Origin of the sequence: Corynebacterium suranareeae (genome assembly GCF_002355155.1) — a bacterium.
In the GTDB taxonomy this organism is placed as follows: Bacteria; Actinomycetota; Actinomycetes; order Mycobacteriales; family Mycobacteriaceae; genus Corynebacterium; species Corynebacterium suranareeae.
The window spans coordinates 834,474-860,332 of the sequence record NZ_AP017369.1; the positions used below are offsets into that span (position 1 = coordinate 834,474).

General features: G+C 52.1%; 24 protein-coding genes. 13 read left to right on the forward strand and 11 right to left on the reverse strand.

The annotated features are described in order from the left end of the window. Positions 1-6 precede the first annotated feature (6 nt). The 3 genes from N24_RS03995 to N24_RS04005 are packed head-to-tail and all read left to right on the forward strand — an operon-like array spanning position 7 to position 2,540. Complete coding sequence (locus N24_RS03995; protein ID WP_096459689.1) at positions 7-456, forward strand: PH domain-containing protein; 450 nt, start codon at positions 7-9, stop codon at positions 454-456. Then, entirely contained in the window at positions 453-1,859 is a 1,407-nt protein-coding gene (locus N24_RS04000; protein WP_096454545.1) for a PH domain-containing protein, read from the forward strand. The genes N24_RS03995 and N24_RS04000 overlap by 4 nt, the downstream gene beginning before the upstream one ends. Positions 1,860-1,868: 9 nt before the next feature. After that, entirely contained in the window at positions 1,869-2,540 is a 672-nt protein-coding gene (locus tag N24_RS04005; RefSeq protein WP_096454547.1) for a metal-dependent transcriptional regulator, read from the forward strand. Here N24_RS04005 and N24_RS04010 read toward each other — a convergent pair. Further along, the gene (locus N24_RS04010; protein ID WP_197702421.1) at positions 2,524-3,318 is read right to left on the reverse strand and encodes a metal-dependent hydrolase; all 795 of its coding nucleotides are present in this window, start codon (positions 3,316-3,318) and stop codon (positions 2,524-2,526) included. The genes N24_RS04005 and N24_RS04010 overlap by 17 nt on opposite strands. Before the next feature lie 158 nt (positions 3,319-3,476). On the opposite strand from N24_RS04010, the gene N24_RS04015 reads away from it, so the two are divergent. The 3 genes from N24_RS04015 to N24_RS04025 all read left to right on the forward strand — a co-directional run bounded on the left by N24_RS04015 (position 3,477) and on the right by N24_RS04025 (position 5,846). Then, the gene (locus tag N24_RS04015) at positions 3,477-4,253 is read left to right on the forward strand and encodes an SIR2 family NAD-dependent protein deacylase (RefSeq protein ID WP_096454549.1); all 777 of its coding nucleotides are present in this window, start codon (positions 3,477-3,479) and stop codon (positions 4,251-4,253) included. Continuing rightward, the gene (locus N24_RS04020; protein WP_096454551.1) at positions 4,254-4,739 is read left to right on the forward strand and encodes a nucleoside deaminase; all 486 of its coding nucleotides are present in this window, start codon (positions 4,254-4,256) and stop codon (positions 4,737-4,739) included. It begins immediately after the preceding gene. Between the two features lie 93 nt (positions 4,740-4,832). After that, entirely contained in the window at positions 4,833-5,846 is a 1,014-nt protein-coding gene (locus N24_RS04025; protein WP_096454553.1) for an iron-siderophore ABC transporter substrate-binding protein, read from the forward strand. 114 nt (positions 5,847-5,960) lie between these two features. On the opposite strand, the gene N24_RS04030 is transcribed toward N24_RS04025, so the two are convergent. Next, the gene (locus N24_RS04030) at positions 5,961-6,434 is read right to left on the reverse strand and encodes a tRNA (cytidine(34)-2'-O)-methyltransferase (RefSeq protein ID WP_096454555.1); all 474 of its coding nucleotides are present in this window, start codon (positions 6,432-6,434) and stop codon (positions 5,961-5,963) included. Positions 6,435-6,479: 45 nt separating this feature from the next. Here N24_RS04030 and N24_RS04035 point away from each other — a divergent pair, with 45 nt between their 5' ends. Next, the gene (locus N24_RS04035) at positions 6,480-7,334 is read left to right on the forward strand and encodes a bifunctional methylenetetrahydrofolate dehydrogenase/methenyltetrahydrofolate cyclohydrolase (protein ID WP_096459694.1); all 855 of its coding nucleotides are present in this window, start codon (positions 6,480-6,482) and stop codon (positions 7,332-7,334) included. Positions 7,335-7,339: 5 nt separating this feature from the next. Continuing rightward, complete coding sequence (locus tag N24_RS04040) at positions 7,340-7,690, forward strand: DUF3017 domain-containing protein (protein WP_096454557.1); 351 nt, start codon at positions 7,340-7,342, stop codon at positions 7,688-7,690. 22 nt (positions 7,691-7,712) lie between these two features. Here the strand turns inward: N24_RS04040 and N24_RS04045 are convergent, their stop codons facing one another. From N24_RS04045 to N24_RS04060, 4 genes are all read right to left on the reverse strand, one after another. Further along, positions 7,713-9,083 (reverse strand): SPFH domain-containing protein, encoded by a 1,371-nt coding sequence (locus N24_RS04045; protein ID WP_231910861.1) that lies wholly within the window; start codon positions 9,081-9,083, stop codon positions 7,713-7,715. A gap of 190 nt (positions 9,084-9,273) precedes the next feature. Next, on the reverse strand, positions 9,274-10,098 hold the full coding sequence (locus tag N24_RS04050; RefSeq protein ID WP_096459697.1) for a DUF3500 domain-containing protein: 825 nt from the start codon (positions 10,096-10,098) through the stop codon (positions 9,274-9,276). A gap of 231 nt (positions 10,099-10,329) precedes the next feature. Continuing rightward, on the reverse strand, positions 10,330-11,463 hold the full coding sequence (gene metX / locus N24_RS04055; RefSeq protein ID WP_096454559.1) for a homoserine O-acetyltransferase MetX: 1,134 nt from the start codon (positions 11,461-11,463) through the stop codon (positions 10,330-10,332). A 140-nt stretch (positions 11,464-11,603) separates the two neighbouring features. Beyond that, positions 11,604-12,917, reverse strand: a complete 1,314-nt coding sequence (locus N24_RS04060) for an O-acetylhomoserine/O-acetylserine sulfhydrylase (RefSeq protein ID WP_096454561.1) — start codon at positions 12,915-12,917, stop codon at positions 11,604-11,606. Between the two features lie 346 nt (positions 12,918-13,263). Between N24_RS04060 and N24_RS04065 the strand changes: the two genes are divergently transcribed. The 5 genes from N24_RS04065 to N24_RS04085 all read left to right on the forward strand — a co-directional run bounded on the left by N24_RS04065 (position 13,264) and on the right by N24_RS04085 (position 19,856). Next, positions 13,264-15,540 carry a carbon starvation CstA family protein gene (locus N24_RS04065; protein ID WP_096454563.1) on the forward strand — a complete coding sequence of 759 codons (2,277 nt, stop codon included), beginning with the start codon at positions 13,264-13,266 and terminating at the stop codon, positions 15,538-15,540. Positions 15,541-15,543: 3 nt separating this feature from the next. Then, the gene (locus N24_RS04070) at positions 15,544-15,747 is read left to right on the forward strand and encodes a YbdD/YjiX family protein (protein ID WP_096454565.1); all 204 of its coding nucleotides are present in this window, start codon (positions 15,544-15,546) and stop codon (positions 15,745-15,747) included. A gap of 490 nt (positions 15,748-16,237) precedes the next feature. Beyond that, positions 16,238-17,752: a 2-methylcitrate dehydratase PrpD gene (prpD, locus tag N24_RS04075; protein WP_096454567.1), complete on the forward strand. Its 1,515-nt coding sequence runs from the start codon at positions 16,238-16,240 to the stop codon at positions 17,750-17,752. Beyond that, entirely contained in the window at positions 17,752-18,675 is a 924-nt protein-coding gene (gene prpB, locus N24_RS04080) for a methylisocitrate lyase (RefSeq protein WP_167382022.1), read from the forward strand. The genes prpD and prpB overlap by 1 nt, the downstream gene beginning before the upstream one ends. Before the next feature lie 29 nt (positions 18,676-18,704). Further along, positions 18,705-19,856 (forward strand): bifunctional 2-methylcitrate synthase/citrate synthase, encoded by a 1,152-nt coding sequence (locus N24_RS04085; RefSeq protein WP_096454569.1) that lies wholly within the window; start codon positions 18,705-18,707, stop codon positions 19,854-19,856. Here the strand turns inward: N24_RS04085 and N24_RS04090 are convergent. From N24_RS04090 to N24_RS04110, 5 genes are all read right to left on the reverse strand, one after another. Then, complete coding sequence (locus tag N24_RS04090) at positions 19,853-20,920, reverse strand: Ldh family oxidoreductase (protein WP_096454571.1); 1,068 nt, start codon at positions 20,918-20,920, stop codon at positions 19,853-19,855. The two genes, N24_RS04085 and N24_RS04090, sit on opposite strands and share 4 nt — an antisense overlap. Positions 20,921-21,001: 81 nt before the next feature. Next, a complete protein-coding gene (locus tag N24_RS04095) occupies positions 21,002-21,724 on the reverse strand; it encodes a GntR family transcriptional regulator (RefSeq protein ID WP_096454573.1) in 723 nt (240 codons plus the stop codon). A 143-nt stretch (positions 21,725-21,867) separates the two neighbouring features. Continuing rightward, positions 21,868-22,572, reverse strand: a complete 705-nt coding sequence (locus tag N24_RS04100) for a hypothetical protein (RefSeq protein ID WP_096454575.1) — start codon at positions 22,570-22,572, stop codon at positions 21,868-21,870. A 76-nt stretch (positions 22,573-22,648) separates the two neighbouring features. Continuing rightward, complete coding sequence (locus N24_RS04105; RefSeq protein ID WP_096454577.1) at positions 22,649-24,865, reverse strand: NADP-dependent isocitrate dehydrogenase; 2,217 nt, start codon at positions 24,863-24,865, stop codon at positions 22,649-22,651. 83 nt (positions 24,866-24,948) lie between these two features. Then, on the reverse strand, positions 24,949-25,848 hold the full coding sequence (locus tag N24_RS04110; RefSeq protein WP_096454579.1) for a siderophore-interacting protein: 900 nt from the start codon (positions 25,846-25,848) through the stop codon (positions 24,949-24,951). Positions 25,849-25,859 lie beyond the last annotated feature (11 nt).

Below are 25,859 nucleotides of genomic sequence, written 5' to 3' on the forward strand. Positions count from 1 at the left end.
GAGGGCATGAATCCTGTCTCGCCAAAACTGACCATGTCCAGGTATCTCACCCGAATTCCCTGGCTGCTGGTGTTCGCGATTGTGTTTGGTGTGCTCGGATTTTTTGTGTTTTCGTGGTTGTATATCGGAACGGCCGTGTTTGTCGCTATTTTAATTTGGCAATTGTGGCTTATTCCGCAACAAGTTAAACGTCTCGGGTGGCTAGAAACCACCGATGAGCTGCTGATAACCAAGGGAAAGCTGTGGCATACGTTCACCGTGGTGCCTTATGGGCGCATCCAATTTGTTGATGTCACCGCAGGCCCGCTTGATCGTTATTTCGGCATGAAAAAGGTGCATCTGCATACCGCCTCTGCCACCTCGGATTCCACGATTGCAGGTCTACCTGCTGCTGAAGCTGATGCCTTGCGCGGGCGACTGGCGGAAAAGGCGCGTGAGAGGATGAGCGGGCTGTGAAAACTTCAGAAGAATTCCGCCGAGTCCACCGCGCCACACCATTTTTACGCATTTGGACATTACTGGTTGCCATGATCGCAGCTTTTGCGTTTAATTCCGGCGCCTCAGTGTTCACATTTATCTGGGGTGCAGCCACAGGCGAATACGGATACGCGCTAATCCCGATCCTGCTTACCCTCGTCGGCACGGTGGTAGTTGTGGCTTTGATCTGGGGAATCACCGGAATTTGGTGGAAAGCAGTCGGTTTTCGCATCACCGATGAAGAAGTGCAATTAAAACGCGGTGTGATCAGCAAAGACCTTCGTACCGCACGTTTTGATCGCATTCAAGCCGTTGACCTGGTGGAATCATTCATCGCGCGAGTCTTCCGCCTTGCCGAAGTGCGCGTGGAAACCGCCGGTGGCAGCAACTCCGCCATCAACATTGGGTTTTTAAGAAAAAGCGAGGCCGAGGCCTTAAAAAAGGAGCTTATCGACGCCTCCCACCACTCACCACGAGACGCCTCCAGGGAGGCTGAAGAAGATGCGGGGGTTTCTGACGAGGTGCTTGGGGTTTCTGGCGAGGTACTTGTTCCAACCATTCCTATTAAGCGAACCCTTGCCAGCACAGCGCTGACATTGACCAGCATCATCACCATCATCGGCGTGATCTTATTATTCTTCATTCCTTTTGGAGTAAGTGTTGCCGTGCCATTTTTAGCCGGTATGGTTCCAGCTTTGTGGCGCCTTATTGATCGATCGTGGCAGTTTAACGCCCACCTTCGTGGCGATATTTTAGACGTCAGTTATGGGCTGGCTAATCGTCGAAAGCAATCAATTCCTTTGGAACGAATCCATGCAGTACACCTCGAACAACCCTTGCTGTGGCGTTTTGTTGGCTGGTGGACGGTAACTGTCACAGTTGTTGGCTACGGTGCCACCACTGGAGGCGGAACTTCAAAAATATTGCCGGTAGGGTCCAAAGAACTAGCGCTTAAAGTTCTAGAAGCAGTAGGTCCACTAGATAGCACGGACATTGCAGAATCTGCAGATCCGGCGCATATAAGCAGACCTCAATACACACCACCAGCTTCTGCGCGGATGTTGACACCAATCGATCTCACCCGGCAGGGAGTGACACTTATCGGTGAACAACCACATGCAGTGATTGTTCATGAAGGCCGGTTCATCCCACGCATGTCAGTTATTGAAACCTCACACATCCAAGAACTCACCTTAAGTCACGGGCCACTCCAACGACTGATGGGACTATCAACCGTGGTATTCAACTTGGTGCAAGGGCCGGTATCCATGTCCGCATCTGACCTTCGAGCCGAGGATGGCAAAGAGCTCTTAGATATTTTGCGCCGTCGACAATTACCAGCATTAGAATCCACCCCGCTGGGACAAATCAGCCTCGACTAAGGTGTAGGCATGCACATCTCAGATCTTCCCGATAGGTCCCAGGACTACCTGAAGACAATCTGGGACATCACCGAACTTCTTGATGATAAACCAGCAGCACTCGGCGACATCGCCGAAAAGATGAACCAGAAAACTCCCACTGCCTCTGAAGCAATCAAAAAACTAGCGGCACGCGGACTGGTTAACCACGAAAAATATGCTGGCGTCACGCTTACAGAAAAAGGCAAAACCCTGGCCATCGATATGGTGCGACGCCACCGCTTGCTGGAAACGTTCCTCCACGATGTTTTGGGCTACACCTGGGATGAAGTGCACGCCGATGCGGATCTTTTAGAACATGCAGCTTCAGACAAACTCATCGAACGCATCGATGCGCACCTAGGCAGACCCCGCAAAGACCCGCACGGTGACCCGATTCCAAACGCCGAAGGTGTGATCGAAGAAGTCCCTCGAACCACACTCGCAGCAATTAAAGCAGGAGAGACGGTGACAATCTCCCGAGTGCAAGACATCGATCCTGAACTGTTGCGATACTTAGCCCAATACAATGTCGCGCCGGGATCTCGCATTACTGTGAATTCTGGCCCTCTAGCTGGCATGGTGCACATCGTTGTGGAAGAGACCAACACCAGCTTCCCACTTGCAGAAACACAATTGCCATTAATTACAGTGCAGGACTAAGCAGATCCATCATGATGGTGCTCATATTTCCCGAAGACACCAACCCAATTTGAATAATCACCGCCACTGAGAAAGCGAACAACAAAAATTTATCTGCAGGACCATTGGCGCGAATACTTAAAAACTTAGGCAATTTAAGGTTCCACCAGCGTTTCCCCTTCAGCGGTATCACTGGGGCAAACGCTGGAATACCTGCCTTAGTGGCCATATCGCCAGCCAAATGCGTAAGACACCCAACGGTAATGGCAGATCCTAAGACAATGCCGAATGAACTTTCGGGAGCATAATTCCAAACTCCCACAGCCAACGCAGCAGAAGCTCCAGTAACCAAAAGCCAATCAGCTTTCTTAGACCACTCCGGCATAAGACCACGGATAGCAAGACCAAGGAAGAAAAACAGCAACCCAATCACGGCAGGTTTTCCGTATGCACCAATTAATGCCGCCGCACCAGCACCTGTAGCAACCGCACTCCACACAGTATGAGTCAACGTGCGGTGCCCATTATTGCAGTGCTTATCTTTACGACCCCGAGTGACGTTGACAAACATCTGACACGTGTTTTCTGTAAAACGAGAAATCACCTGCGTAATAGGGCCGAAGGAACGAGAAACCGTAGCCGAAGGGGAATCCAAATCTGGAAGCAACGCGGCACCCGCAGCTAGCCCCGCATAAAGGAAGGCCTCCGTGGCGGTGTTAACCCCACCCCACTCCTCGGGGAGAATTTGAGCAACAGCGAGCCCAACGGCTGCGCCGCTCATAGCGTGGGTTGGCCCCATAACCACTTGTGCATCAACTACTTTCACAAACAAGAAAACAAAATAAGAGTGGCCTTAAGAATAAACTAAAGGGTGGACATTTATTCGAACGGGTGCTTGATTTACACAACTTGAGCGAAATCCTGCCATTTCACCTCAAATCGGGCTAGTTTTGAACTATGAGCGAACGTCAGCTGGAAAAGTCCATTGAGCATGCAGTCGAATTAGCCCGCGAAGCCCGGAACATAGAAGTATTTACCGGCGCTGGAATGAGCGCCGATTCTGGATTAGAAACGTATCGCGATGACAAAACCGGGGTGTGGAGCAAAGTTGATCCGCAAGCCATGGCCAGCATTGATGCCTGGTTGAAAGATCCAGAGCCCATGTGGGCTTGGTACAGGTGGCGCGCCGGGGTAGCGACACGGGCGGAACCCAATGCAGGGCACCGCGCTATTGCCTATTGGGAGGGAAGTGACACCGTTGATCATGTTCACGTGACCACTCAAAATATTGACAATTTACATGAGCGTGCCGGCTCTAGTGATGTCACGCATCTTCATGGCAGCCTTTTTGAATACCGGTGCACCGACTGTGCAACACCGTGGGAAGATGACAAAAACTATCCAGTAGAGCCAATCGAGCGTCTTGCCCCGCCACAATGCAAGGAGTGCGGTGGGCTGATCCGGCCAGGAGTAGTGTGGTTCGGTGAAAACTTACCGATGGACGAGTGGGATATCGCAGAACAACGCATCGCGGAAGCTGACCTGATGATCATCGTGGGCACCTCCGGCATCGTGCATCCAGCAGCAGCACTCCCACAACTTGCCCAACAACGTGGCGTGCCCATCGTAGAAATCTCGCCACAACGCACAGAACTAAGCCGAATCGCTGATTTCACCTGGATGTCCACAGCAGCCCGAGCGTTGCCAGCACTGATGCGAGGCCTGAGTGCATAAATGACTGAAGATGATTTAGACCTGCTGCATCGTACAGTAGAACTTGCCACGCAAGCATTGAAGCAAGGAAACAGCCCTTATGGATCCTTGCTTGTCGATCCCCATGGTGCGGTTGTTTTTGAAGACCACAACCGAGACGCAGATGGGGATCTTACTAAACACCCTGAGTTTGCTATTGCCAAATATGCGATTGAAAACTACAGCGAGGAAGAACGAGCGGCGTGCACCGTGTACACCTCAACGGAACACTGCGCAATGTGTGCGGGTGCTCATGCTTGGGCAGGCTTAGGCAAAATTTACTGCGCTACCACCGGAGATCAAGTATCGAACTGGTATGCCCAGTGGGGTGCCACAAATGGACCACTGAATCCTCTTTCTGCTGAAGAAATTAGCCCCAATATCACCGTGGAAGGTCCTGCCCCTAAATTCGAAGAAGTGCTATATGAGCTGCACAGATGGTTCTATTTAGGAGAGTCTGAAAGCTAATTCTTTGAAAGCTTAATCAGATCTTTAAAAACAGCTGAAAATATGGATAATAGGTTAGGTTAACCTGACCAGTTCTAGGAATGGAGATGCACAATGCACTCTCGCTTGTCCAGATTTCTGCGCCCCAGCATCATCGGTGTTGCAGTCGTAGCCCTTCTAGCTGGATGCACCAGTACTGCTGATGAAGCTGATACAAATTCAACATCCGCCGAAAACGCAGCGTTCCCTGTCTCGATTGAACATGAATTTGGAACAACCACTATAGAAAGTGCACCTGAGAGAGTTGTCACACTTGGTGTTACAGACGCAGATATTGTTCTTGCACTAGGAACCGTCCCAGTGGGGAACACGGGATACACTTTCTTTGAAAACGGACTAGGCCCCTGGACTGATGATCTAGTTGGCGACCAAGAATTAACCCTCATTGATTCTGACTCCACCCCGGACCTTGAGCAGGTAGCGGCTCTAGAACCAGACCTAATCATTGGTGTGAGTGCAGGTTTTGACGACGTAGTCTATGAACAATTATCAGATATTGCGCCAGTGGTTGCTCGCCCTTCCGGAACAGCTGCCTATGCAGTGGATAGGGAAGAAGCCACAAATATTGTCGCCACAGCGATGGGACAAGCAGAAAAAGGTCGCGAGCTCAACGAAGAAACCAATGCCCTGATCGAAGCTGCACGTGAAGAAAATCCCTCATTTGCAGGCAAAACAGGAACCGTTATTTTGCCTTACCAAGGAAAATACGGTGCATACCTACCAGGTGATGCCAGGGGTCAATTCCTAGAATCATTAGGCATCACCCTGCCAGAGGCAATTCTTTCACGAGACACAGGAGACAGCTTCTTCGTCGATGTACCAGCTGAAAGCGTTGCGGACGTAGAGGGCGACCTTTTGCTAGTTCTTTCCAATGATGAAAATCTCGATATAACAGCAGAAAACCCACTTTTTGAAACACTAAATGTTGTTCAAAATGATGCGGTCATCGTAGCCACGATTGAAGAACGCGGTGCGATTACCTACAACTCCGTGCTCTCTGTTCCCTTCGCACTAGATCATCTGGTCCCACGTTTTGCTGAGGCGCTGAGTCAAAAACAGTTGAACTAAATCCGCAATCCGCGCGCAAACAACAGCACTCCACCGACCATTTGTGGAGTGCTGTTGTTGCATATCCGACTTAAGGCGCTTGCAACAACTGTTATTTCAACTATCGGTAAAAACCTACACCCCACCAATAAACCCAAGTTGGCGCCAGGCTTCATAGGTAGCAACTGCAGCAGAATTGGAAAGATTCATAGAGCGTCGGCCAGCAAGCATGGGGATCCGAAGCACGGTGGTGATACGGGGATGCTCCACGTGTTCTTGGGGGAGCCCGGTTGGTTCCGTGCCAAAAAGTAGAGCATCGCCATATTCGAAGCTGATGTCAGTAAACCGGGTCGTTGCGGAAGTAGTAAAGGCAAACACTCTTCCAGGTACTGCGTTCATTGCTTCATCGAAGGTGGGGTGCACTGTGACATCGGCTAAGTCATGATAATCAAGGCCTGCTCGGCGAAGGTGTTTTTCAGTTAGTTCAAACCCTAAAGGTTCAACAAGGTGCAGGTGAGCGCCTGTTCCTGCGCACATTCGGATGGCGTTTCCAGTGTTGGGCGGGATGACAGGGTTGTCAAAGATAACATGAAGTGGGTGTTCCGGCATGTGTTTGATTGTAAGGCCTTGGAAAAGGGTGGAATAATGGCGGTCGTGACTGCAATCAAACTTGATGGAAACTTGTACCGCGGGGAAATCTTCGCAGACCTTGAGCAGCGTGTTGCTGCGCTGAAGGAGAAAGGGATTGTGCCGGGGCTTGCCACTGTGTTGGTTGGTGATGATCCGGCGAGCCATTCGTATGTGAAGATGAAGCACCGTGACTGTGAGCAGATCGGTGTGAATTCGATTCGTAAAGATCTTCCTGCTGATGTCACGCAGGAAGAGCTTTTCGCTGTTATTGATGAACTGAACAACGATGATGCTTGCACTGGCTACATTGTGCAGCTTCCTTTGCCTAAGCATTTGGATGAAAATGCGGTGCTTGAGCGCATTGATCCTGCAAAAGACGCCGATGGCCTGCACCCTGTGAACTTAGGCAAATTGGTGCTCAATGAGCCAGCTCCTTTGCCATGTACTCCTAATGGTTCGATCAGCTTGTTACGTCGTTTCGGCGTTGAGCTAAATGGTGCGAAGGTCGTGGTCATTGGCCGTGGTGTGACAGTTGGTCGCCCCATTGGTCTGATGCTAACGCGTCGTTCTGAGAACTCAACTGTCACTTTGTGCCACACCGGAACCAAGGATTTGGCTGCAGAAACTCGCGCGGCGGATGTGATCATTGCAGCAGCAGGCCAGCCACATATGCTCACTGCGGACATGGTCAAACCAGGTGCAGCGGTGCTCGACGTCGGCGTCTCCCGCAAGGACGGGAAGTTGCTTGGCGACGTCCACCCCGACGTATGGGAGGTAGCCGGCGCGGTGTCTCCAAATCCTGGTGGAGTGGGTCCTTTGACTCGTGCATTCTTGGTGCACAATGTTGTTGAGCGAGCAGAAAAGCTGGCTGGACTGTAAAACACATGACTAATCCCGGCAAACGGCGTTTTAATGAAGAGCAACTTCTGGCTAATCCTCATGATGGGGGATTAGCTCCATCGAAGTTGCCTCATGCCGTGCAAAGAGCCGGGATTGTGGTGTTTATTTTTGCAGTGGGCGCGGCCTCTGTGTTCGCGCTGACAGAACATTGGCGCCGGGCTACATTTACCCTCGGCGCATCGTTGCTATTTTTGTCGCTGTTGCGCCTTAGTTGTGATTCAAAGGTGTTGGGTGTTTTGTCAGTAAGATCAAGACGCTTTGATGCCACTTACACTGCTATTTTAGGTGGGCTGATGACATTTTTAGCTATCTCAGTAGATGCACTAGGTAGCTAAAAATTTCAACAAGCCTCGAGTGCTAGTTTTCAGTTTCTCTTTCGGTTTCTACAGGTCCACCTAGCTTTTCACCTAATGCTTCACCTAGTGCAGAACCAGTTGCTCGGCCTTGAATGATTTCGGCTAGATCAATGCCGGTGGTCTGTTTGACGGATTCAATAATTGATTTCAAGCTCAGTGCTTGTTCACCAGCAAAACGTGAACCCATAGAATCAGCAGTTCCATCGCCACCAGACAGCACAGTCATCGAGCCAATATTTGCGTATCCTGCAGCAAAGTTACTCATGAGCTCTGGCAGGATTTCCATTGCTTGCTGAGCCAGAAGTGCTTCTTGGTTTTCTCGGTAGGCTTCCGCTTTTGCTTTGATGGCGTCTGCCTCTGCTTGACCCTTTAACCTCACAGCTTCAGCTTCTGCCATGGCACGAACTTTGGCAGCGGTGGCTTCTGCTTCGGCGATTTCTACTTGTGCCTGTGCGCGCCTAGTTTGTTCGAAGGTGTCTGCTTCAACTTGTTGTTTACGGCGGTAGCGTTCGGCGTCAGCAACTTTATTAACTTCTGCTTCCAGCTCAATTTGTTTGTTTTCTGCTTGCTGGCGTAGAACTTCCAGTCGAGCCTTTTCGTCGGCTAGGCGTTCTGCCTGCAGTGCCTGAGCGCGAGCTTCACCGACTCGGGCATCGGCAGCAGCTTTGTTGGAATCCAGTTGGGTTTGCTCAACCAGATCAGCTTCTTGAGTGGCGATGCGTGACTTAGCAATAGCACGGGCTGCTTCCGTCTCAGCGATCTCAGCAGCTTGCTTCTTTGCCTGAATTTCTGGCGCGCCGAGGGACTTAATATATCCCACATCGTCAGTGATGCCACGGATTTGGAAGGAATCGAGGATCAAACCCTGTTTTTCCAGTTCAGGGATAACGGTTTCTGCGATTTGTTCGGAGAATTTCTTACGTTCGCGCATTAACGAGGTTACGGTTTGCTGCGCGACAACGCCACGGAGGACACCTTCGAGTTGGTCTTGGGTGAAGCGAACGATTTCTTTATCGCTAGATGCAAATCGCTGGGCTGCACGTCGAATGAACTCAGCATCAGAGCCAATTTTTACTAAGGCTACAGCTTCAACATTTAGGGTAACGTTGTCATCGCTTTGCGCAGTGACCTGCATATTTACCTGGCGGGAGCGCAAAGAGATCTTTTGGTGCGTTTGCGTAATAGGCATGACCACAGCTTTGCCGTGGACAATAACTTGGGATTCGCCCTTTTTCTTGGCTGAGACGATGAGTGCTTCATCAGCTGCTGCAACCTTGATCCATGCCCTGGAGACTAGGAAGAAGATTCCTGCGACAATGGCCAAGATAGCTAGTAATACTGCAACGGCGACGACAATGGCAATTCCTGTCATTTTGTCACTTGCTTTCTATGACTGTTGGTTTTATATATGGACTGGGCTGGTTTGGGCGGTCGATTAAAATGCAAGAGCAACACTCTTTGCCCCACCCAAACTACTACTATCCATTTATAAATCACCCGCAGTTTATAAAAAGGGTGCCCCTGTTTATGTCACTGTTACTATCGTCACAACATTTTTAGGCTTAAGGCGCTTGAAACGTTGATTGAATATTTGGAACTCCCTGTGCCGAAAGTTCCTCACCTTCATTCAGGCTTTCTTTGTAGCTAAATTCCACTTCCGGGCCTTTGACCTCGAAGTATGCAGAGCCATCGTCTTCTTCATCCCAAATGATGTAAGTATCGTCGATGGTATCGGCGATTTCTTCTTGTTGCACGGAGCCGGAATCACCATTAGCTGGCGCAATCCAATTGGATGTCATTTTCATGAACATGTTTTTCTGCAGTTCACTCAGCTGCGATCCGCGCAGTCCGGAACCTTCAAGTGCTGCTTGCTGCGTATCGTTCAAGCTGCCGATCAGTTGTTCTGCAGTTTGTTTGATTGGCGACCGCGAATAATCAGTATCTAGCGCCTCTGAAATGCTGACAACCTCAGCAGGACTTAGACCCAAATGGGCATCTTTGAAAGAGATTTGACCACTGGGATCAAAACTCACGCGCAGGCCAACGGTTGGGCCATCCAAAGTCATTTCCCAAGAATTCTCGGTAGAAGGCTCAGTTGAGAATTTAAGGAAATGGTGCGGGTCATCGCCAGGTTCTTGCGCGACGTGCTGAATGACAGCAGATACCAGCTGATATGCATTTTCGTTGAAGAGTGATTCCAACACTCGCAGTGCGGTGAGCTGGTTGGCCCAAGATAGCGTGCTGATATCGAGGCCATCTCCGAGCAACGCGGCGCGTTGCTCTTCATCGAGATAGTCCATAAACCCCAGCGCCGTCAGCGAGGTTTCACGTGCGGCGTTAAACGAGGGCTCATTGCTTATCGACGTCTCCCCATTCGTTGTTTGCATCGCCGCCGCAACTCTCGCAGGCGGTTCAGAGGAGCTCGTGGCACTGGAGGTAACGGAGGAGCATCCGCCTAAACCAAGTGTGCTTGCCACCAGTGTGGTGGCAAAGGCACCGGCGGCTCGACGAGAATTCAACAAAGTCACACTGAACAATGTAGATACAGTTTTTTGGTTTATCCGGTAGATTGCCTGTGAGTTCTTTAGAGATCTTTAGCTATATGTCGGTTATTCCTATTAGATGAAGAATTCAATGTAGGTCGAAGGGTTGTCTTCATCAGGGGAGATTAGGCTAAAGAAGTTTCTGATGATGCGATCCATTTGGCGGCTTTCGGTGAGGAAGGCGTCGTGGCCAACAGGCGATACGATCTTAGCCATCGCAAGAAGGTTGCCTAGGTTCCTGGAAAGGTGTTCTTGCTGGTGGTAGGGGTACAAAATGTCGGTGTCTACGCCTGCGACAAAGACTGGAATTTTGATAGCTTCAAGTGCTTTGTTTAACCCACCTCGGTCGCGGCCAATGTCGTGGCGGTTGAGAGCGTCGGTGAGCAAAACGTAGGAGCCGGCGTCGAAACGCTTTACTAGTTTGTCTGCCTGGTAGTCCAGGTAGGATTCCACGGCGAAGCGCTGATCGGGCCTGCGGTAGGGGCCAAGCGGGTTTTCATTTTTTTGAGCTTTGGTGCCGAAGCGTTCGTCGATCTCTAATTCGCCACGGTAAGTAAGGTGCGCGATGCGCCGAGCAGCACTTAATCCGGTGGAAGGGTTGCAACCGGATTCGTAGTAATTGCCTTCGTGCCAGTGGTGATCATTCTCGATGGCTTTAATTTGGGCAGATTGAATGCCAATCTGCCATGCGCTGGCGCGTGCAGATACTGCAAGGACTGCTGCTGCTCCAACGACGTCTGGATACATTGCTGCCCATTCGAGGGTGCGGGCACCGCCCATGGATCCACCGAGTACGGCGGTTATGGTGGTAATTCCCAGGGAGTCGAGGAATTGTTTTTCAGCGTTTACTTGGTCGCGGATGGATGTTGCAGGGAAGCGATTTCCCCAGAAATTTCCATCCAGATGTTTGGAACCAGGGCCTGTGGAACCGTTGCATCCGCCGATAACATTGGTGCAAATTACGCAATAGACATCTGTGTTGATTGCTTTTCCGGGCCCGACAAGGTCAGCCCACCATTCGGCGGCGTTAGAATCGCCGGTTAGTGCATGCTCGATGAGCACAACGTTGCTGCGTCCATCTTCATTAACGCGGTATTCTCCCCAGCGGTGGTAGGCGATTTCAGCATTGGTGATGGTTGCTCCGGCTTCGGTTGCGACATCACCGATTGGTTGGATTGCAAGTTGACCTGTAGGCGCGAGGGTGGGCATGTAAAACCGCCTGTTCTGGGTGGACAAGACTAAAACTTCGTCCAGTGTATCTGGACAGCTCTGTCTAGTCTAGTTTGGATTCCCGAGATGATGAAAATGAAAAACCCCAGTGCATAAGCACTGGGGTGAGCGTTGTCAAACTAGATTGCAGCGAATCCGGCTTCAAGGTCGGCGATGATGTCATCAATGGTCTCGATGCCTACGGATAGGCGTATCGTGGACTGGGTGACACCTGCTCGTGCAAGGCCTGCTTCATCAGACTGTGAGTGGGTGGTGGTGGCAGGGTGAACAACCAGGGAGCGGACGTCACCGATATTGGCCAGGTTGGAGTGGAGTTTAAGGGCGTCGATAAACGCCCATGCTTCATCCTTGCCGCCCTTGATCTCAAAGGTCAGGACCGATCCGGTGTATTTCAGGCCGAGCTTCTCCTTGGTTGCGTACCATGGGGAATCCTTCAGGCCTGCGAAGTTAACCTTTTCAACCTTGTCGTGGTTGTTGAGGAATTCTGCAACCTTAACGGCGTTTTCATTGTGGCGTTCCAGGCGCAACGACAGAGTGTCGATTCCTTGAACTGCTGCCCATGCGTTGAATGCGGACAGGGTGGAACCGGTGTCACGCAAAAGACCCACGCGTGCTTTTAGGCCGAATGCTGGTGCACCAAGATCGGCGTACTTTAAGCCGTGGTAAGCAGCATCTGGGGTGACGAAGTAGGGAAATACTGGCTTTCCATCCCGCTCGACAGTCCAATCAAACTTTCCTCCGTCGATAAGCACGCCGCCAAGTCCTGAGCCGTTGCCCGTGTAGAACTTGGTCAGGGAAGCAACCACGATGTCTGCGCCGAGCTCAAGCGGGCGCACGAGCGCTGCGGTAGCGATGGTGTTATCGATAATCAGCGGAACGCTGTTGCGGTGTGCAACCTCAGCGATTGCTGGGATATCCAGCACGTCAGCTTGAGGGTTGGCGAAGGTCTCGCCGAAAAACGCCTTGGTGTTGGGCTTGACTGCGGCCTGCCAGGACTCAGGATCGTCTGGGTTTTCCACGAAACCGACCTCAATGCCCAGGCGGTTGAGGGTAATCAGAAACAGGGTTTCGGTGCCGCCGTACAGGCGAGGGGAGGTGACGATGTGATCACCGGCACTTGCCAAGTTCAGAATTGCGTTGGTGGTTGCAGCCTGGCCGGAGGAGAACGCGACCGCGTGGACGCCACCTTCTAGGGAAGCAATACGGTTTTCCAGTGCCTCAACTGTTGGGTTGGTGAGGCGAGAATAAACCGGACCTAAGTCCTCTAGCGCAAAGCGCTGCTTGGCGTGCTCTGCGGAATCGAAGACGAATGCCGTGGACTGGTAAATAGGGAGGTTGCGGGCGCTGGTTTGTTCATCTACTGATTGGCCTGCGTGGATGGAACGGGTTTCAAAGCCCCACTGGTCTGCATTTGAATTGTCATACTTAGGCATTGGAAAAATCCTTAACTTTCTTCAAGTGGAAAATTGTTCTTCCAAGCACCCTACTGAACAACTTGGTCTATTTCAATAGACAGAGTGGTTTAAATTTATTCTCTGGAATTGTGCGATGAAAACGATTCCGTGCAGCTTATGTGGACGGGGGTGTGATTAACCCCGCTCCTGAGGTGTTTAGGTGGTGTAAATCATGATCTGATGTTACGTTTCCACTGATAAGGAAATAATAATTTCCGGGGATTTGTCGCACACCCAGCGGTTAAAGATCCACTATTCGGCATGCAGATACACCCATCTGGCCGAGCTTTTCCTTTTTCTGCCCAAAGAGAAAGTTATAAAGATCGTGACCATAAAACAGACTGATAACACCAGAGATGACTTGGTGTATAGCGACGCCACCGATTTGCCGGTAGGTGTAAAAAAGTCCCCGAAAATGTCGCCGACCGCCCGCGTTGGGCTCCTAGTATTCGGTGTTCTTGCCGCATTAGGTTGGGGTGCCATCGCATTTTCCCGCGGTGAATCAATCAACTCGGTATGGCTAGTTCTAGCTGCAGTGGGTTCTTACATCATTGCTTTTAGCTTCTACGCCCGCCTAATTGAGTACAAGGTTGTCAAGCCCAAGGATCAACGCGCGACACCTGCTGAATATGTCAATGACGGAAAAGATTTCGTTCCAACTGATCGGCGCGTGCTTTTTGGCCACCACTTTGCAGCTATCGCAGGTGCCGGACCACTAGTTGGCCCTGTCATGGCAGCTCAGATGGGTTACCTTCCAGGCACGCTGTGGATTATCCTCGGTGTGATCTTTGCCGGTGCCGTACAGGATTACCTGGTGCTGTGGGTATCAACCCGCAGGCGTGGACGTTCCCTAGGTCAGATGGTTCGCGATGAAATGGGCACCGTTGGTGGTTTTGCTGGCATCTTGGCCACCATCTCCATCATGATCATCATCATTGCCGTGTTGGCACTGATTGTGGTTAATGCCCTGGCGGATTCCCCTTGGGGAGTTTTCTCCATCACCATGACCATCCCAATTGCGCTATTCATGGGTGTTTACCTGCGCTTCTTGCGTCCGGGTCGGGTCACTGAGGTGTCGATTATTGGTGTCGCCCTGCTGCTGTTGGCAATTGTTGCCGGTGGTTGGGTTGCAGATACCTCATGGGGTGTTGAATGGTTCACCTGGTCCAAGACCACCCTGGCTCTGGCTTTGATTGGTTACGGCATCATGGCAGCAATCCTGCCAGTATGGCTGCTGCTTGCTCCACGTGATTACCTGTCTACCTTCATGAAGATCGGCGTCATCGCACTTTTGGCAGTAGGTATTTTGGTTGCTCGCCCAGAAGTGCAGATGCCTTCCGTTACTACCTTCGCGCTTGAAGGAAACGGGCCGGTGTTCTCTGGAAGCCTGTTCCCGTTCCTCTTCATCACCATCGCCTGTGGTGCACTTTCTGGATTCCATGCTCTGATTTCCTCCGGCACTACGCCAAAGCTGGTGGAAAAGGAATCCCAAATGCGCATGCTCGGCTACGGTGGCATGCTGATGGAATCATTCGTGGCGATTATGGCGCTGATTACCGCTGTTATTTTGGATCGTCACCTGTACTTCTCCATGAACGCACCGTTGGCACTAACTGGTGGAGATCCGGCAACTGCAGCTGAATGGGTAAATTCCATTGGTCTTCCTGGTGCAGATATCACTGCTGATCAATTAGCTTCTGCTGCAGAAGGCGTTGGAGAATCCACTGTTATTTCCCGTACTGGTGGCGCGCCAACCTTGGCCTTCGGTATGTCAGAGATTCTGTCTGGCTTCATCGGTGGTGCTGGCATGAAGGCGTTTTGGTACCACTTCGCCATCATGTTTGAAGCACTGTTCATCTTGACCACCGTTGATGCGGGCACCCGAGTTGCACGTTTCATGATGACAGACACCCTTGGAAACGTTCCAGGTCTGCGCCGCTTCAAGGACCCAACATGGACCCTCGGCAACTGGATTTCAACTGTGTTTGTGTGTGCTTTGTGGGGTGCCATTTTGCTCATGGGTGTTACAGATCCACTCGGTGGCATCAACGTGTTGTTCCCACTGTTTGGTATCGCAAACCAGCTGCTTGCCGCCATCGCACTGGCTCTTGTCTTAGTGGTTGTGGTGAAGAAGGGGCTATACAAGTGGGCATGGATCCCAGGTGTTCCTTTGGTGTGGGACCTTATTGTCACCATGACCGCTTCGTGGCAAAAGATTTTCCATTCGGATCCTGCTATTGGCTACTGGGCTCAAAACGCCAACTTCCGTGATGCTAAGGCCCAGGGACTTTCCGAGTTCGGTGCAGCTAAATCACCTGAGGCAATTGATGCAGTTATCCGAAACACCCTGATCCAGGGCATTCTATCCATTCTGTTTGCCGTCCTTGTTCTGGTTGTTGTCGGTGCTGCAGTAGCTGTGTGTATCCAGGCGGTTCGTGCTCGCTCGGCTGGAACGCCGCTTGCGCTGACTGAAGAGCCTGACACCGATTCTGAGTTCTTCGCCCCAACCGGATTTATGGCCTCCTCTAGGGATAAAGAAGTGCAAGCAATGTGGGATGAGCGTTACCCTGGAGGTACACCTATTTCATCAGGATCGCATTAAATCATGACAACTCTTGTTCGTAGCCTATGGAAAATCCCGCGTGCAGTGTGGTGGTATCTCACTGAGCTGATGGGGGACACCGCATACTCAAAGTATGTGGTGCACCTGAAGCATCACCATCCAGATGCTCCGATTCCTACTGAACGGGAATATTGGCGGGCGCGCTATGCGGAACAGGATGCCAATCCTGGCGCTCGCTGCTGCTAACTAAAGTTAAATGACAAAGGCACGTTGATTCTTTATTGAATCAACGTGCCTTTGTTATTAAGGGGGCAACGGATTAAGCAGCTGTGCGTACATAAGACAACAAGATTTCCTGATTTTGGTCACCATTTTGCCGATATCTTGTGGTCTTATGTACAGACGGAGAATCACAAACACATTTTGTGGACGCTCCACGGGCGGTCCACCAAAACCGTGACGCTCGTCTTGTGGATTCCCGGCCTTGGATGATGCTCATTGCACCTGGAAAATTGCCCCCGCGCGCTAAAGGGACCGCAACCACTCCACCAAAAAATGACCTCTGGCCTGCGGATTTCACACAATTTACTAAAATAGTAAGAAATAGCCACAACAATACACAATATCTACAGTGACCGCGATCTCTTTTTTGGGCGTAGCGTGATGTGAAGCATAAGTAATGCATAGTCCTTGCATGGCCCTTGTACAAGCTTCCGAGAAGGAGTCACATTCCAACATGATTACCCATGAAGTTCGCACTCGTCGTTCTGCAGAACCGTTCCCATATGAGGAGCACTTGGCTTACAAGATTGCTCGCGTTGCGGTTGATCCAGTGGAAGTTTCCGATGAAACCCAGGAAATGATCATCAACCGGATCATCGATAATGCGTCAGTTCAGGCAGCATCTGTGCTGCGTGGTCCAGTAACATCTGCCCGTTCCATGGCGCAGGTTAGACCAGTGACTGACGGTCGAGGTGCTTCGGTATTTGGTTTGCCAGGACGTTACGCAGCTGAGTGGGCAGCGTTGGCCAATGGTACGGCTGTGCGTGAGCTAGATTTCCACGATACGTTTTTAGCTGCGGATTACTCCCACCCGGGTGATAATATTCCTCCGATTTTGGCGGCAGCACAGCAGGCTGGAAAAGGTGGAAAGGATCTGATCCGGGGTATCGCTACTGGATATGAGATTCAGGTGAATTTGGTGCGTGGTATTTGTTTGCATGAGCACAAGATCGACCACGTGGCTCATCTTGGACCATCGGCAGCTGCTGGTATTGGAACGTTGCTTAATCTCGATGTGGATACCATCTACCAGGCAATTGGTCAGGCTTTGCACACCACGACGGCTACGAGGCAGTCGCGAAAAGGTGCGATTTCTTCATGGAAGGCTTTTGCTCCTGCCTTTGCTGGAAAGATGGCCATTGAGGCGGTTGATCGCGCAATGCGTGGTGAGGGGGCACCGGCACCAATCTGGGAAGGTGAAGACGGCGTGATCGCATGGCTGCTGTCTGGACCTGATCACATCTACTCGGTTCCTCTGCCCGAGGAGGGTGAGGCCAAGCGCGGAATTTTGGATACCTATACAAAGGAACACTCTGCGGAATACCAGTCACAGGCACCGATTGATTTGGCGCGCAGCATGGGGGAGAAGCTGGCAGAACAAGGTCTGGATCTGCGCGATGTTGAATCCATTGTGCTGCACACCTCCCACCACACTCACTATGTCATTGGTACGGGATCGAACGATCCGGAGAAGTTCGATCCAGACGCAACGCGTGAAACACTCGATCACTCCATCATGTACATTTTCGCCGTCGCCCTGGAAGATCGTGCGTGGCATCACGAGCGTTCTTATGCTCCAGAGCGTGCCCACCGCCCACAGACCATCGAGTTGTGGAACAAGATTTCCACGGTGGAGGATCCTGAGTGGACTAGGCGCTATCACTCTACTGATCCTGCAGAAAAGGCATTTGGAGCGCGTGCAGTGATCACGTTCAAGGATGGAACCGTGGTGGAAGATGAGCTTGCTGTTGCTGATGCACATCCACTTGGAGCACGGCCTTTTGCGCGGGAGCAGTACATCGAAAAATTCCGCACTCTCGCCGAAGGTGTTGTTTCTGACAAGGAGCAGGAGCGTTTCTTGGATGCAGTACAACGCACACATGAGCTTGAGGATCTTTCAGAGCTCAACATTGAAATCGATGCTGATGTTTTGGCAAAGGCTCCTAAGATTTCGGAAGGACTGTTCTGATGGCGGGATTGTTTTCCTCTGCTGTTGCACCAACGGAGCGTCGAAAAGCTTTAAGGGCGGCACTTGCTGCACCTGAAATTGCCCGCATGCCTGGTGCGTTTTCCCCGCTCGCTGCCCGCGCAATCCAGGAAGCTGGATTTGAAGGCGTGTACGTCTCCGGCGCCGTCGTAGCCGCTGACCTGGCGCTACCCGATATCGGGCTGACCACATTGACCGAAGTGGCCGGCCGATCCAAGCAAATTGCGCGGGTCACGGACTTGCCTGTGCTTGTCGACGCCGACACCGGCTTCGGCGAACCCATGTCCGCCGCGCGCACCGTCGCAGAACTCGAAGACGCAGGCGTTGCCGGATGCCACCTTGAAGACCAAGTCAACCCGAAACGCTGCGGGCATTTGGACGGCAAAGAAGTGGTGAGCACCGACATCATGATCCGGCGTATCACCGCAGCCGTCAATGAACGCCGCGATGAGCAGTTTGTCATCTGCGCGCGCACCGACGCCGCGGGAGTGGAAGGCATTGACTCCGCCATCGAGCGCGCCAAAGCCTATGCGGATGCGGGCGCCGACATGATTTTCACCGAAGCGCTCTACACCCCGGCAGATTTTGAAAAATTCCGCGCAGCAGTAGACATCCCACTGCTGGCCAATATGACAGAGTTTGGCAAAACCGAACTTTTACCAGCACAGCTTCTAGAAGATATTGGCTACAACGCAGTGATCTATCCCGTGACTTTGCTGCGGATTGCGATGGGCCAAGTGGAACAAGCACTGTCCGATATCGCAAACACTGGAACCCAAACTGACTGGGTAGACCGAATGCAACACCGCTCCCGCCTGTATGAGCTGCTGCGCTACAACGAATACAACGCCTTTGACCAGGAAGTATTCACCTATTCCGCCGACAACTACAAACCCACCTTCTAGCCCACACCATTTTTAAGGAGTGAATTACCATGTCACACACCCAAAACGTAGAAGTTCGCAAAGGACTCTACGGTGTCATCGCCGATTACACTGCCGTATCCAAGGTCATGCCAGAAACCAATTCATTAACCTACCGTGGCTACGCGGTGGAAGATCTGGTGGAAAACTGCAGCTTCGAGGAAGTCTTCTACCTGCTGTGGAACGGTGAGCTTCCCACTGCAGAGCAGCTTGCAGAATTCAACGAGCGCGGCCGATCCTACCGCAGCTTGGATGCCGGATTGATCTCACTTATTCACTCCTTGCCTAAAGAAGCGCACCCCATGGATGTCATGCGCACCGCCGTTTCCTACATGGGTACTAAGGATTCTGAGTACTTCACCACCGATGCTGATCATATCCGCAGGGTAGGACACAACCTGTTGGCGCAGCTGCCGATGGTCCTGGCCATGGACATTCGTCGCCGCAAAGGCCTTGATATCATCGCACCTGATTCGAGTAAATCGGTCGCCGAAAACCTGTTGTCCATGGTGTTTGGTACCGGCCCGGACTCACCTGCATCCAACCCAGAGGATGTGCGCGACTTCGAGAAATCTCTGATCCTCTACGCCGAGCACTCCTTCAATGCTTCCACCTTTACCTCCCGCGTGATCACCTCCACCAAATCGGATGTGTATTCCGCCATCACCGGCGCGATCGGTGCGCTCAAGGGTCCGCTGCACGGTGGCGCGAACGAGTTCGTCATGCACACCATGCTGGAAATCGACGACCCAGATAAGGCCGCCGACTGGATCAACAATGCCTTAGACAACAAGAACGTGGTCATGGGCTTTGGCCACCGCGTGTACAAGCGCGGCGATTCCCGCGTGCCATCCATGGAGAAATCTTTCCGAGAACTAGCTGCTCGCCACGACGGCGAGAAGTGGGTTGCCATGTATGAAAACATGCGCGACGCCATGGATGCGCGCACCGGCATTAAGCCAAACCTCGATTTCCCAGCAGGCCCTGCCTACCACCTGCTTGGTTTCCCGGTCGATTTCTTTACCCCGCTGTTCGTCATCGCCCGCGTCGCTGGTTGGACCGCGCACATCGTGGAACAGTTTGAAAACAACTCGCTTATCCGCCCGCTGTCCGAGTACAACGGCGAGGAGCAGCGCCAAGTGGCGCCGATTGAAAAGCGTTAAAAGATTTTTGCTTTTCGACGCCCCGACCCACCCGTTTCGATAGCTAGCTCTTGAAGTTCCACCCAGGTTTTTCTAGGCAGTGAGATACCGTGCGCAGAGTTTTTACGATGCGCACGGTCTTCTAATTCACCGGGGTAAAAAATCTCCTCGGTGTTGTGTGCTTTTGGAGTGGTTTTTACTTGCCTAACCAATGCGCTTAGTGCTTCATCGAAATCACCTGGATCACGAAACGCTGCAACATCCAAAGCAATGAATAAGTGGCCAACGCCACCAGGGGGAGTGGGCTCATAAGGTCCATGAACCTTTGTGCTGTGCTGTGAACCGGTGAGAACTCCAGACAACACATCCATCATGAAGCTGATCGCATAACCTTTATGACCCGCCATGGGAAGGATGACACCATTGATTGCCTCTGAAGGATCAGTGGTGGCAGCACCCTCACTTGTAATTGCCCACGTTTCGGGGATCGGCATATTCTGCTGACGTGCCTGATAGATCTTTCCACGAGCAACAGCTGTATTAGCTATATCGACCACCGCCGCAGAATCACCAAAAGGTGCCGCAATGGACCACGGATTAGTACCAATGCGTTTTTCTTTACCACCCCATGGAGCTAGCGCAGGAGAGGCATTGGTGGTGAGGATTGAAACACAGCCTTGTTCTGCAGCTTTGCGGGTGTAATACATTGCAGTTCCGAAATGATTGGAATTTCGTACTGACACCGCACCGATACCGAACATCATTGCTCTGGTTACTGCTTCTTTACGAGCATGATCAGCAAGCACTTGTCCGATACCGTCGTGTCCATCTAAGACCAGTACAGCACCCAAATTGTTAAGAACCTCCACATGTGAATGAGTGGTCATTGCACCACTTTGGAGCCTGCGCACATACCAAGGAAGCCGAAGTACTCCATGGGAGGGGTGTCCCCACAAATCTGCCTGTACCAAACTATCTGCAACAAGCAAGGCGTCTGCTGCTGGAACGTCAACTTCGGTGAGAATCTTTGTGCAGAGTTCGATTAGTTGTTGCGCGTCGATCGTGACTGTGTGATTGTCAGGCATCAATTCCTCAATTCATTCTTGGTATACCGAAATGTATACCAATCCTAGGTGTGAGTGCAAGATGCGGCTACTTCATTTGCCTTAAGGCCTGAAGTCTATATTTTGTGTGCTGGCAGAATCTGCATTAACCAGCGCATTCAAAATGCTTTTTTCCACATGAATAAGATGCTGCCTGCATGCAGTACCCGCCGACCTTAAATCTCCCGAGGTTATCGCCTCACACATATCAATATGCTCTTGAACCGATTGGTGCAGACGCACATGATCGGAATGAGCAATGATCCGAAGCCTCGTGGTGTGCGGTTTAAGACCTAAGAGGCTGCGCTTTAGAAACTGATTGTGCGTATAAGTGGCAACAAGTTCATCAAATTTACTGGTTAACGCTCTAAATTTGGCCAAGAACTCGGTATCTTCTAAAGCGTTCTCGATGTCCCGAAAATCTTCAGCCAACGTCGAAAAATAGCCAAAGATGCGGGATGATTTTCCTGCCTGAATCGCGATCTCTTCAAGCGCTGCGACCTCAACGATTCGACGAAACTCAAACAGATCCTTAATATCGCGAAGCGACAATGGCGACACCATGGGCGCTTGTCGAGGTTCCAAAATGATCAACTCATCAGCAGCTAACCTGCGGAGAGCATCCCTAACAGGCGTTCTTGACGCTCCAGTGTGTTCAACCAGCCAAACTTCTGACATGCGCTGACCCGGCTTCAGGCTTCCATCTTCGATTTCACTGCGAATCTGTGTGTATACCTGATCGGCTTTTCTTGTAGCAGGGGAGGCCGGAACATCTTTTTGAACCATGCCCACACTTTAGTACACCGATATTTAGTCACTTGGGGATACTGTGTGCAGGGTGTCGAGGCACGGGAAGGGGCGTCGATAAGCAATCTTTGCTTGTCTTGCTTGAGCCTTAAAGTCCGGGCCTAGGCCGAGGCGGAAAGTGGCTACTGGCTGTGCTTAGATGTTTTCCTTGAGTTACTCCACGCCCTGATCGCAAGGACAATTACTGCCAAGGCGATGGCGCCCCCGAGCAGAATGTATTGCAGGGGGATGGGGCGGGCGTCATCGATGGCATCGACGCAGTTTTGGAAATCCTCTTTTAGAGCGGTTTGCGATTCGTTGTAATCTGGGGCGCGATCGGCGAACACTTCGGCTCGGATTTCTGCGGTGCGGGTGCCGGTGGTGGCTGCTTGTTGCAGTTGGGTGAGCACGCCACTTGCTGGATCGTCGGAAAATCCGTTGATTATGTCGACTGCTTCGTCGTAAGTGTATTCAGTTTTGAAGCTTTGTTCCGCGTTGGGATCAGCCAGGGTTGGATCATTAGGAAGCAACATGGCTAGGCCTTCGCCGGACCCGATGTTGTCCAGGCGTACTTGTAGCTCAGCCGCTGTTGGCGCATCAGCGTCTTGGGCGATGTAGCTCTCAATTGCTGCCTTGAGGCCAGGGTCTAGGGTGTCTAGTTCGTCGAGTCGTTGTTCGCGCACCGTGTCTTCGAGGGAATTCCAAAATGAAACCACGGCGGAGTTTTCGGTGTTGTTGGCAACGCACATCTCCCTTTCGGTATCAGCACTTAGTGTGGCGGCTGAAGCAGTAGGAATACTTAAAGCAGCAGTGATGAAAAGTGCGGGGAGGACTCGAGAATAGCGCATGTGCCTATTATGGCAAGGAAAATAACAAAAGCGCTGTGCTTCCATGTGAGGAAGCACAGCGCTAATTGTGAAGATGCTACTTCTTCAAAGCGTCAACGATGTCGTTGAACTGTGCAACTGGGCGCATGATTGCAGAGGTCTTCTCATCGTTAGGGGAGTAGTATCCACCAAGATCAGTTGGGTTGCCCTGAACTGCGATGAGTGCAGCGTCGATGTCTGCAGCGTTTGCGTTTAGTGCTTCTGCAACTGGTGCGAAGGTAGCAGCCAGGTCTGCGTCCTCGGTCTGTGCAGCAAGCTCATCTGCCCAGAACTTGGTCAGCCAGAAGTGGGATCCACGGTTGTCGATCTCACCAACCTTGCGGGATGGGGACTTCTCTTCGTTCAGCAGCTTCTCAGTTGCCTTGTCCAGAGCGTCAGCCAGAACGCCGGCCTTTGCGTTGCCGTTGTTGTTGAGCTCGTGGCGGAAGGACTCAGCCAGTGCGAGGAACTCACCGAGGGAATCCCAACGCAGGTGGTTTTCTTCCTGAACCTGCTGGACGTGCTTAGGAGCAGATCCACCAGCACCGGTCTCGAAGAGTCCGCCGCCAGCCATCAAAGGAACAACGGAGAGCATCTTTGCAGAAGTGCCGAGCTCAAGGATTGGGAAGAGGTCGGTGTTGTAGTCACGCAGCACGTTACCGGTAACGGAAATGGTGTCCTCACCGCGACGGATGCGGTCGACGGAAAGCTGGGTTGCCTCAACAGGGGAGAGGATCTGGATGTCCAGGCCTTCGGTGTCGTGGTCGTCCAGGTACTTTTCAACCAGGGTGATCAGGTTGCGGTCGTGTGCGCGCTCTGGATCCAACCAGAACACTGCAGGCATACCGGAGAGACGGGAGCGGGTAACAGCAAGCTTGACCCAGTCCTGGATTGGGGCATCCTTGACCTGGCATGCACGCCAGATGTCGTTTGCCTCAACGTCGTGCTCGATCAGAACGTCACCGTTGGAGGCAACAACCTGAACCTTGCCGTCTGCTTCGATGCGGAAGGTCTTGTCGTGGGAGCCGTACTCTTCAGCCTTCTGAGCCATCAAACCAACGTTTGGAACGGTACCCATGGTGGTTGGGTCGAATGCGCCGTTCTTACGGCAGTCATCGATAACAGTCTGGTAGACGCCAGCGTAGGAGGAGTCCGGGATGATAGCCAGGGTGTCCTGCTCCTGGTCGTCCTTGTTCCACATGTGGCCAGAGGTGCGGATCATGGCTGGCATAGAAGCGTCAACGATGACGTCGGAAGGAACGTGCAGGTTGGTGATTCCGCGAGCGGAGTTAACCATGGCCAGATCTGGGCCGTCTTCCAGACCCTTTTCAAATGCAGCCTTGATTTCTTCGCCGTTGTCCAGGGACTCCAGGCCAGAGAGGATGGCAGCCAGGCCGTTTTCGCCGTTGAGGCCAGCAGCTAGAAGCTGATCGCCGTACTGTGCAAATACATCAGCAAAGTAAGCGCGCACAACGTGGCCGAAGATGATGGGGTCGGAGACCTTCATCATGGTGGCCTTCAGGTGAGCGGAGAAGAGGATGCCTTCTTCCTTTGCGCGAGCAACCTGCTCAAGAAGGAATGCGTCCAGTGCCTTTGCAGACATGACGGTGGCGTCAAGAACTTCACCCTGCTGCAGCTTGAGGCTGTCCTTCAGGATGGTTTCGGTGCCGTCAGCTGCGATGTGCTTGATCTGCACTTCATCGGCTGCATCTAAAATGATTGACTTCTCGTTGTGACGGAAGTCATTTGCACCCATGGTGGCAACGTTGGTCTTGGAATCTGCAGACCACTCGCCCATGCGGTGAGGGAACTTCTTCACAAAGTTCTTCACTGCAATTGGTGCGCGGCGGTCAGAGTTGCCTTCACGCAGCACTGGGTTCACAGCGGAACCCTTAACAGCGTTGTAACGAGCGAGGATGTCTTTTTCCTCGTCGGTGGTGGCAGTGTCAGGCAGGTCTGGGATGTCGTAGCCCTGATCCTGCAGTTCCTTAATAGCAGCCTTCAGCTGTGGAACGGAAGCAGAAATGTTTGGAAGCTTAATGATATTTGCTTCAGGAGTCTTAGCTAGCTCGCCGAGTTCTGCGAGTGCATCTCCTACCTTCTGCTCGTCGGTGAGGCGCTCCGGGAACTGGGCGAGGATGCGTCCAGCGAGTGAAATGTCCCGGGTCTCGACCTCAATGCCCGCGGTAGCAGCAAATGCCTCGACGACCGGCTTCAGCGAGTAGGTCGCGAGCAGCGGTGCTTCGTCGGTGCGGGTCCAGATGATCTTAGCCATGAGTCTCCTTGGTTGATGGGCTCTTTTGTTCAGCTACCTAGAATACAGTGTTATAGCAATTGCTGGTGCCTTCGGTGGCAGTTTCAGCCCCGCATGGCAACACCATGTTTCCAATACCCCATGAATGCCACCTGGGAACGATCAAGGCCCTTCTCCTTGACCAATGAGCGACGGATGCTTGTGACAACGCCACTTTCACCAGCAATCCAGTAGTAATCACCTGAGCGCGGGTTAGATTCTGTGATTTTTTCGCCGGTGGCAGAGTACACAGGGGTCTCCCACACCAAGTCATCTTCGGTGGCAGCTGCTGCTTCAGTTTCTTCGTGGTGCAGTGCCATGGCTTCCATTAGCGCCTCACCGTGTTTCCGGCCGTTGCGGGGAAGCCATTTGACCTCGATGGAGGAGGGGCCAAAAATATCCAAGGCATCTTCATCGGTGGGGATTTCAATCATCGCAGTGCCTGGAATATCAGAATCGACTAGATCTTCTAGGATGCGTGCGATGGCTGGAGCTGCGGTTTCATCACCAGCAAGAATGACTTTGGTGGCGGCACCTGGATCAAACTCGATGCCACCCATGAACTCAGCATCTAGACGCGGTGCCACAATGAGGATTTCATCGCCGGCTTGAGCCTGAGCTGCCCACGTTGAGGCTGGCCCGGTGAGACCCGGCGCGATGTGAAGGACGAAGTCAACTGTCATGCGGGTAGCTTCTTCGGTGCGCTCTAGGGATCTAATGGAGTAGGTGCGCATGACGCCGCGGGAATCTTCAGGGAGTTTGGCCCATTCTTCGTACCACACTCCGTTTTCAGGAAATGTGGGGAGTGGTTGGCCTGGGTTGGGGAAGATTAGTTTGATGCGCTGATCATAAAGAGGAGAATTGCTGCCCACGACCTTCATTTCTGGGCCGGTGAATACAACTCGGATGAAGTTGGGGCTGATCTGTGTAGCAGATTCAACGATGGCGGTTACTGGTGCGGGCATAGCGTTTCTCC

Coding starts and splice junctions, on each gene's coding strand:
- N24_RS04010 (WP_197702421.1), bottom strand. CDS start 3,318: ATGGGGCCAACCCACGCTATGAGCGGCGCAGCCGTTGGGCTCGCTGTT.
- prpD (WP_096454567.1), top strand. CDS start 16,238: ATGATTACCCATGAAGTTCGCACTCGTCGTTCTGCAGAACCGTTCCCA.
- N24_RS04110 (WP_096454579.1), bottom strand. CDS start 25,848: ATGCCCGCACCAGTAACCGCCATCGTTGAATCTGCTACACAGATCAGC.
- metX (WP_096454559.1), bottom strand. CDS start 11,463: ATGCCCACCCTCGCGCCTACAGGTCAACTTGCAATCCAACCAATCGGT.
- N24_RS04030 (WP_096454555.1), bottom strand. CDS start 6,434: ATGCCGGAACACCCACTTCATGTTATCTTTGACAACCCTGTCATCCCG.
- N24_RS04105 (WP_096454577.1), bottom strand. CDS start 24,865: ATGGCTAAGATCATCTGGACCCGCACCGACGAAGCACCGCTGCTCGCG.
- N24_RS03995 (WP_096459689.1), top strand. CDS start 7: ATGAATCCTGTCTCGCCAAAACTGACCATGTCCAGGTATCTCACCCGA.
- N24_RS04025 (WP_096454553.1), top strand. CDS start 4,833: ATGCACTCTCGCTTGTCCAGATTTCTGCGCCCCAGCATCATCGGTGTT.
- N24_RS04020 (WP_096454551.1), top strand. CDS start 4,254: ATGACTGAAGATGATTTAGACCTGCTGCATCGTACAGTAGAACTTGCC.
- N24_RS04070 (WP_096454565.1), top strand. CDS start 15,544: ATGACAACTCTTGTTCGTAGCCTATGGAAAATCCCGCGTGCAGTGTGG.
- N24_RS04095 (WP_096454573.1), bottom strand. CDS start 21,724: ATGGTTCAAAAAGATGTTCCGGCCTCCCCTGCTACAAGAAAAGCCGAT.
- N24_RS04090 (WP_096454571.1), bottom strand. CDS start 20,920: ATGCCTGACAATCACACAGTCACGATCGACGCGCAACAACTAATCGAA.
- N24_RS04040 (WP_096454557.1), top strand. CDS start 7,340: ATGACTAATCCCGGCAAACGGCGTTTTAATGAAGAGCAACTTCTGGCT.
- N24_RS04085 (WP_096454569.1), top strand. CDS start 18,705: ATGTCACACACCCAAAACGTAGAAGTTCGCAAAGGACTCTACGGTGTC.
- N24_RS04015 (WP_096454549.1), top strand. CDS start 3,477: ATGAGCGAACGTCAGCTGGAAAAGTCCATTGAGCATGCAGTCGAATTA.
- N24_RS04100 (WP_096454575.1), bottom strand. CDS start 22,572: ATGCGCTATTCTCGAGTCCTCCCCGCACTTTTCATCACTGCTGCTTTA.
- N24_RS04060 (WP_096454561.1), bottom strand. CDS start 12,917: ATGCCTAAGTATGACAATTCAAATGCAGACCAGTGGGGCTTTGAAACC.
- N24_RS04045 (WP_231910861.1), bottom strand. CDS start 9,083: ATGACAGGAATTGCCATTGTCGTCGCCGTTGCAGTATTACTAGCTATC.
- prpB (WP_167382022.1), top strand. CDS start 17,752: ATGGCGGGATTGTTTTCCTCTGCTGTTGCACCAACGGAGCGTCGAAAA.
- N24_RS04005 (WP_096454547.1), top strand. CDS start 1,869: ATGCACATCTCAGATCTTCCCGATAGGTCCCAGGACTACCTGAAGACA.
- N24_RS04050 (WP_096459697.1), bottom strand. CDS start 10,098: ATGCAAACAACGAATGGGGAGACGTCGATAAGCAATGAGCCCTCGTTT.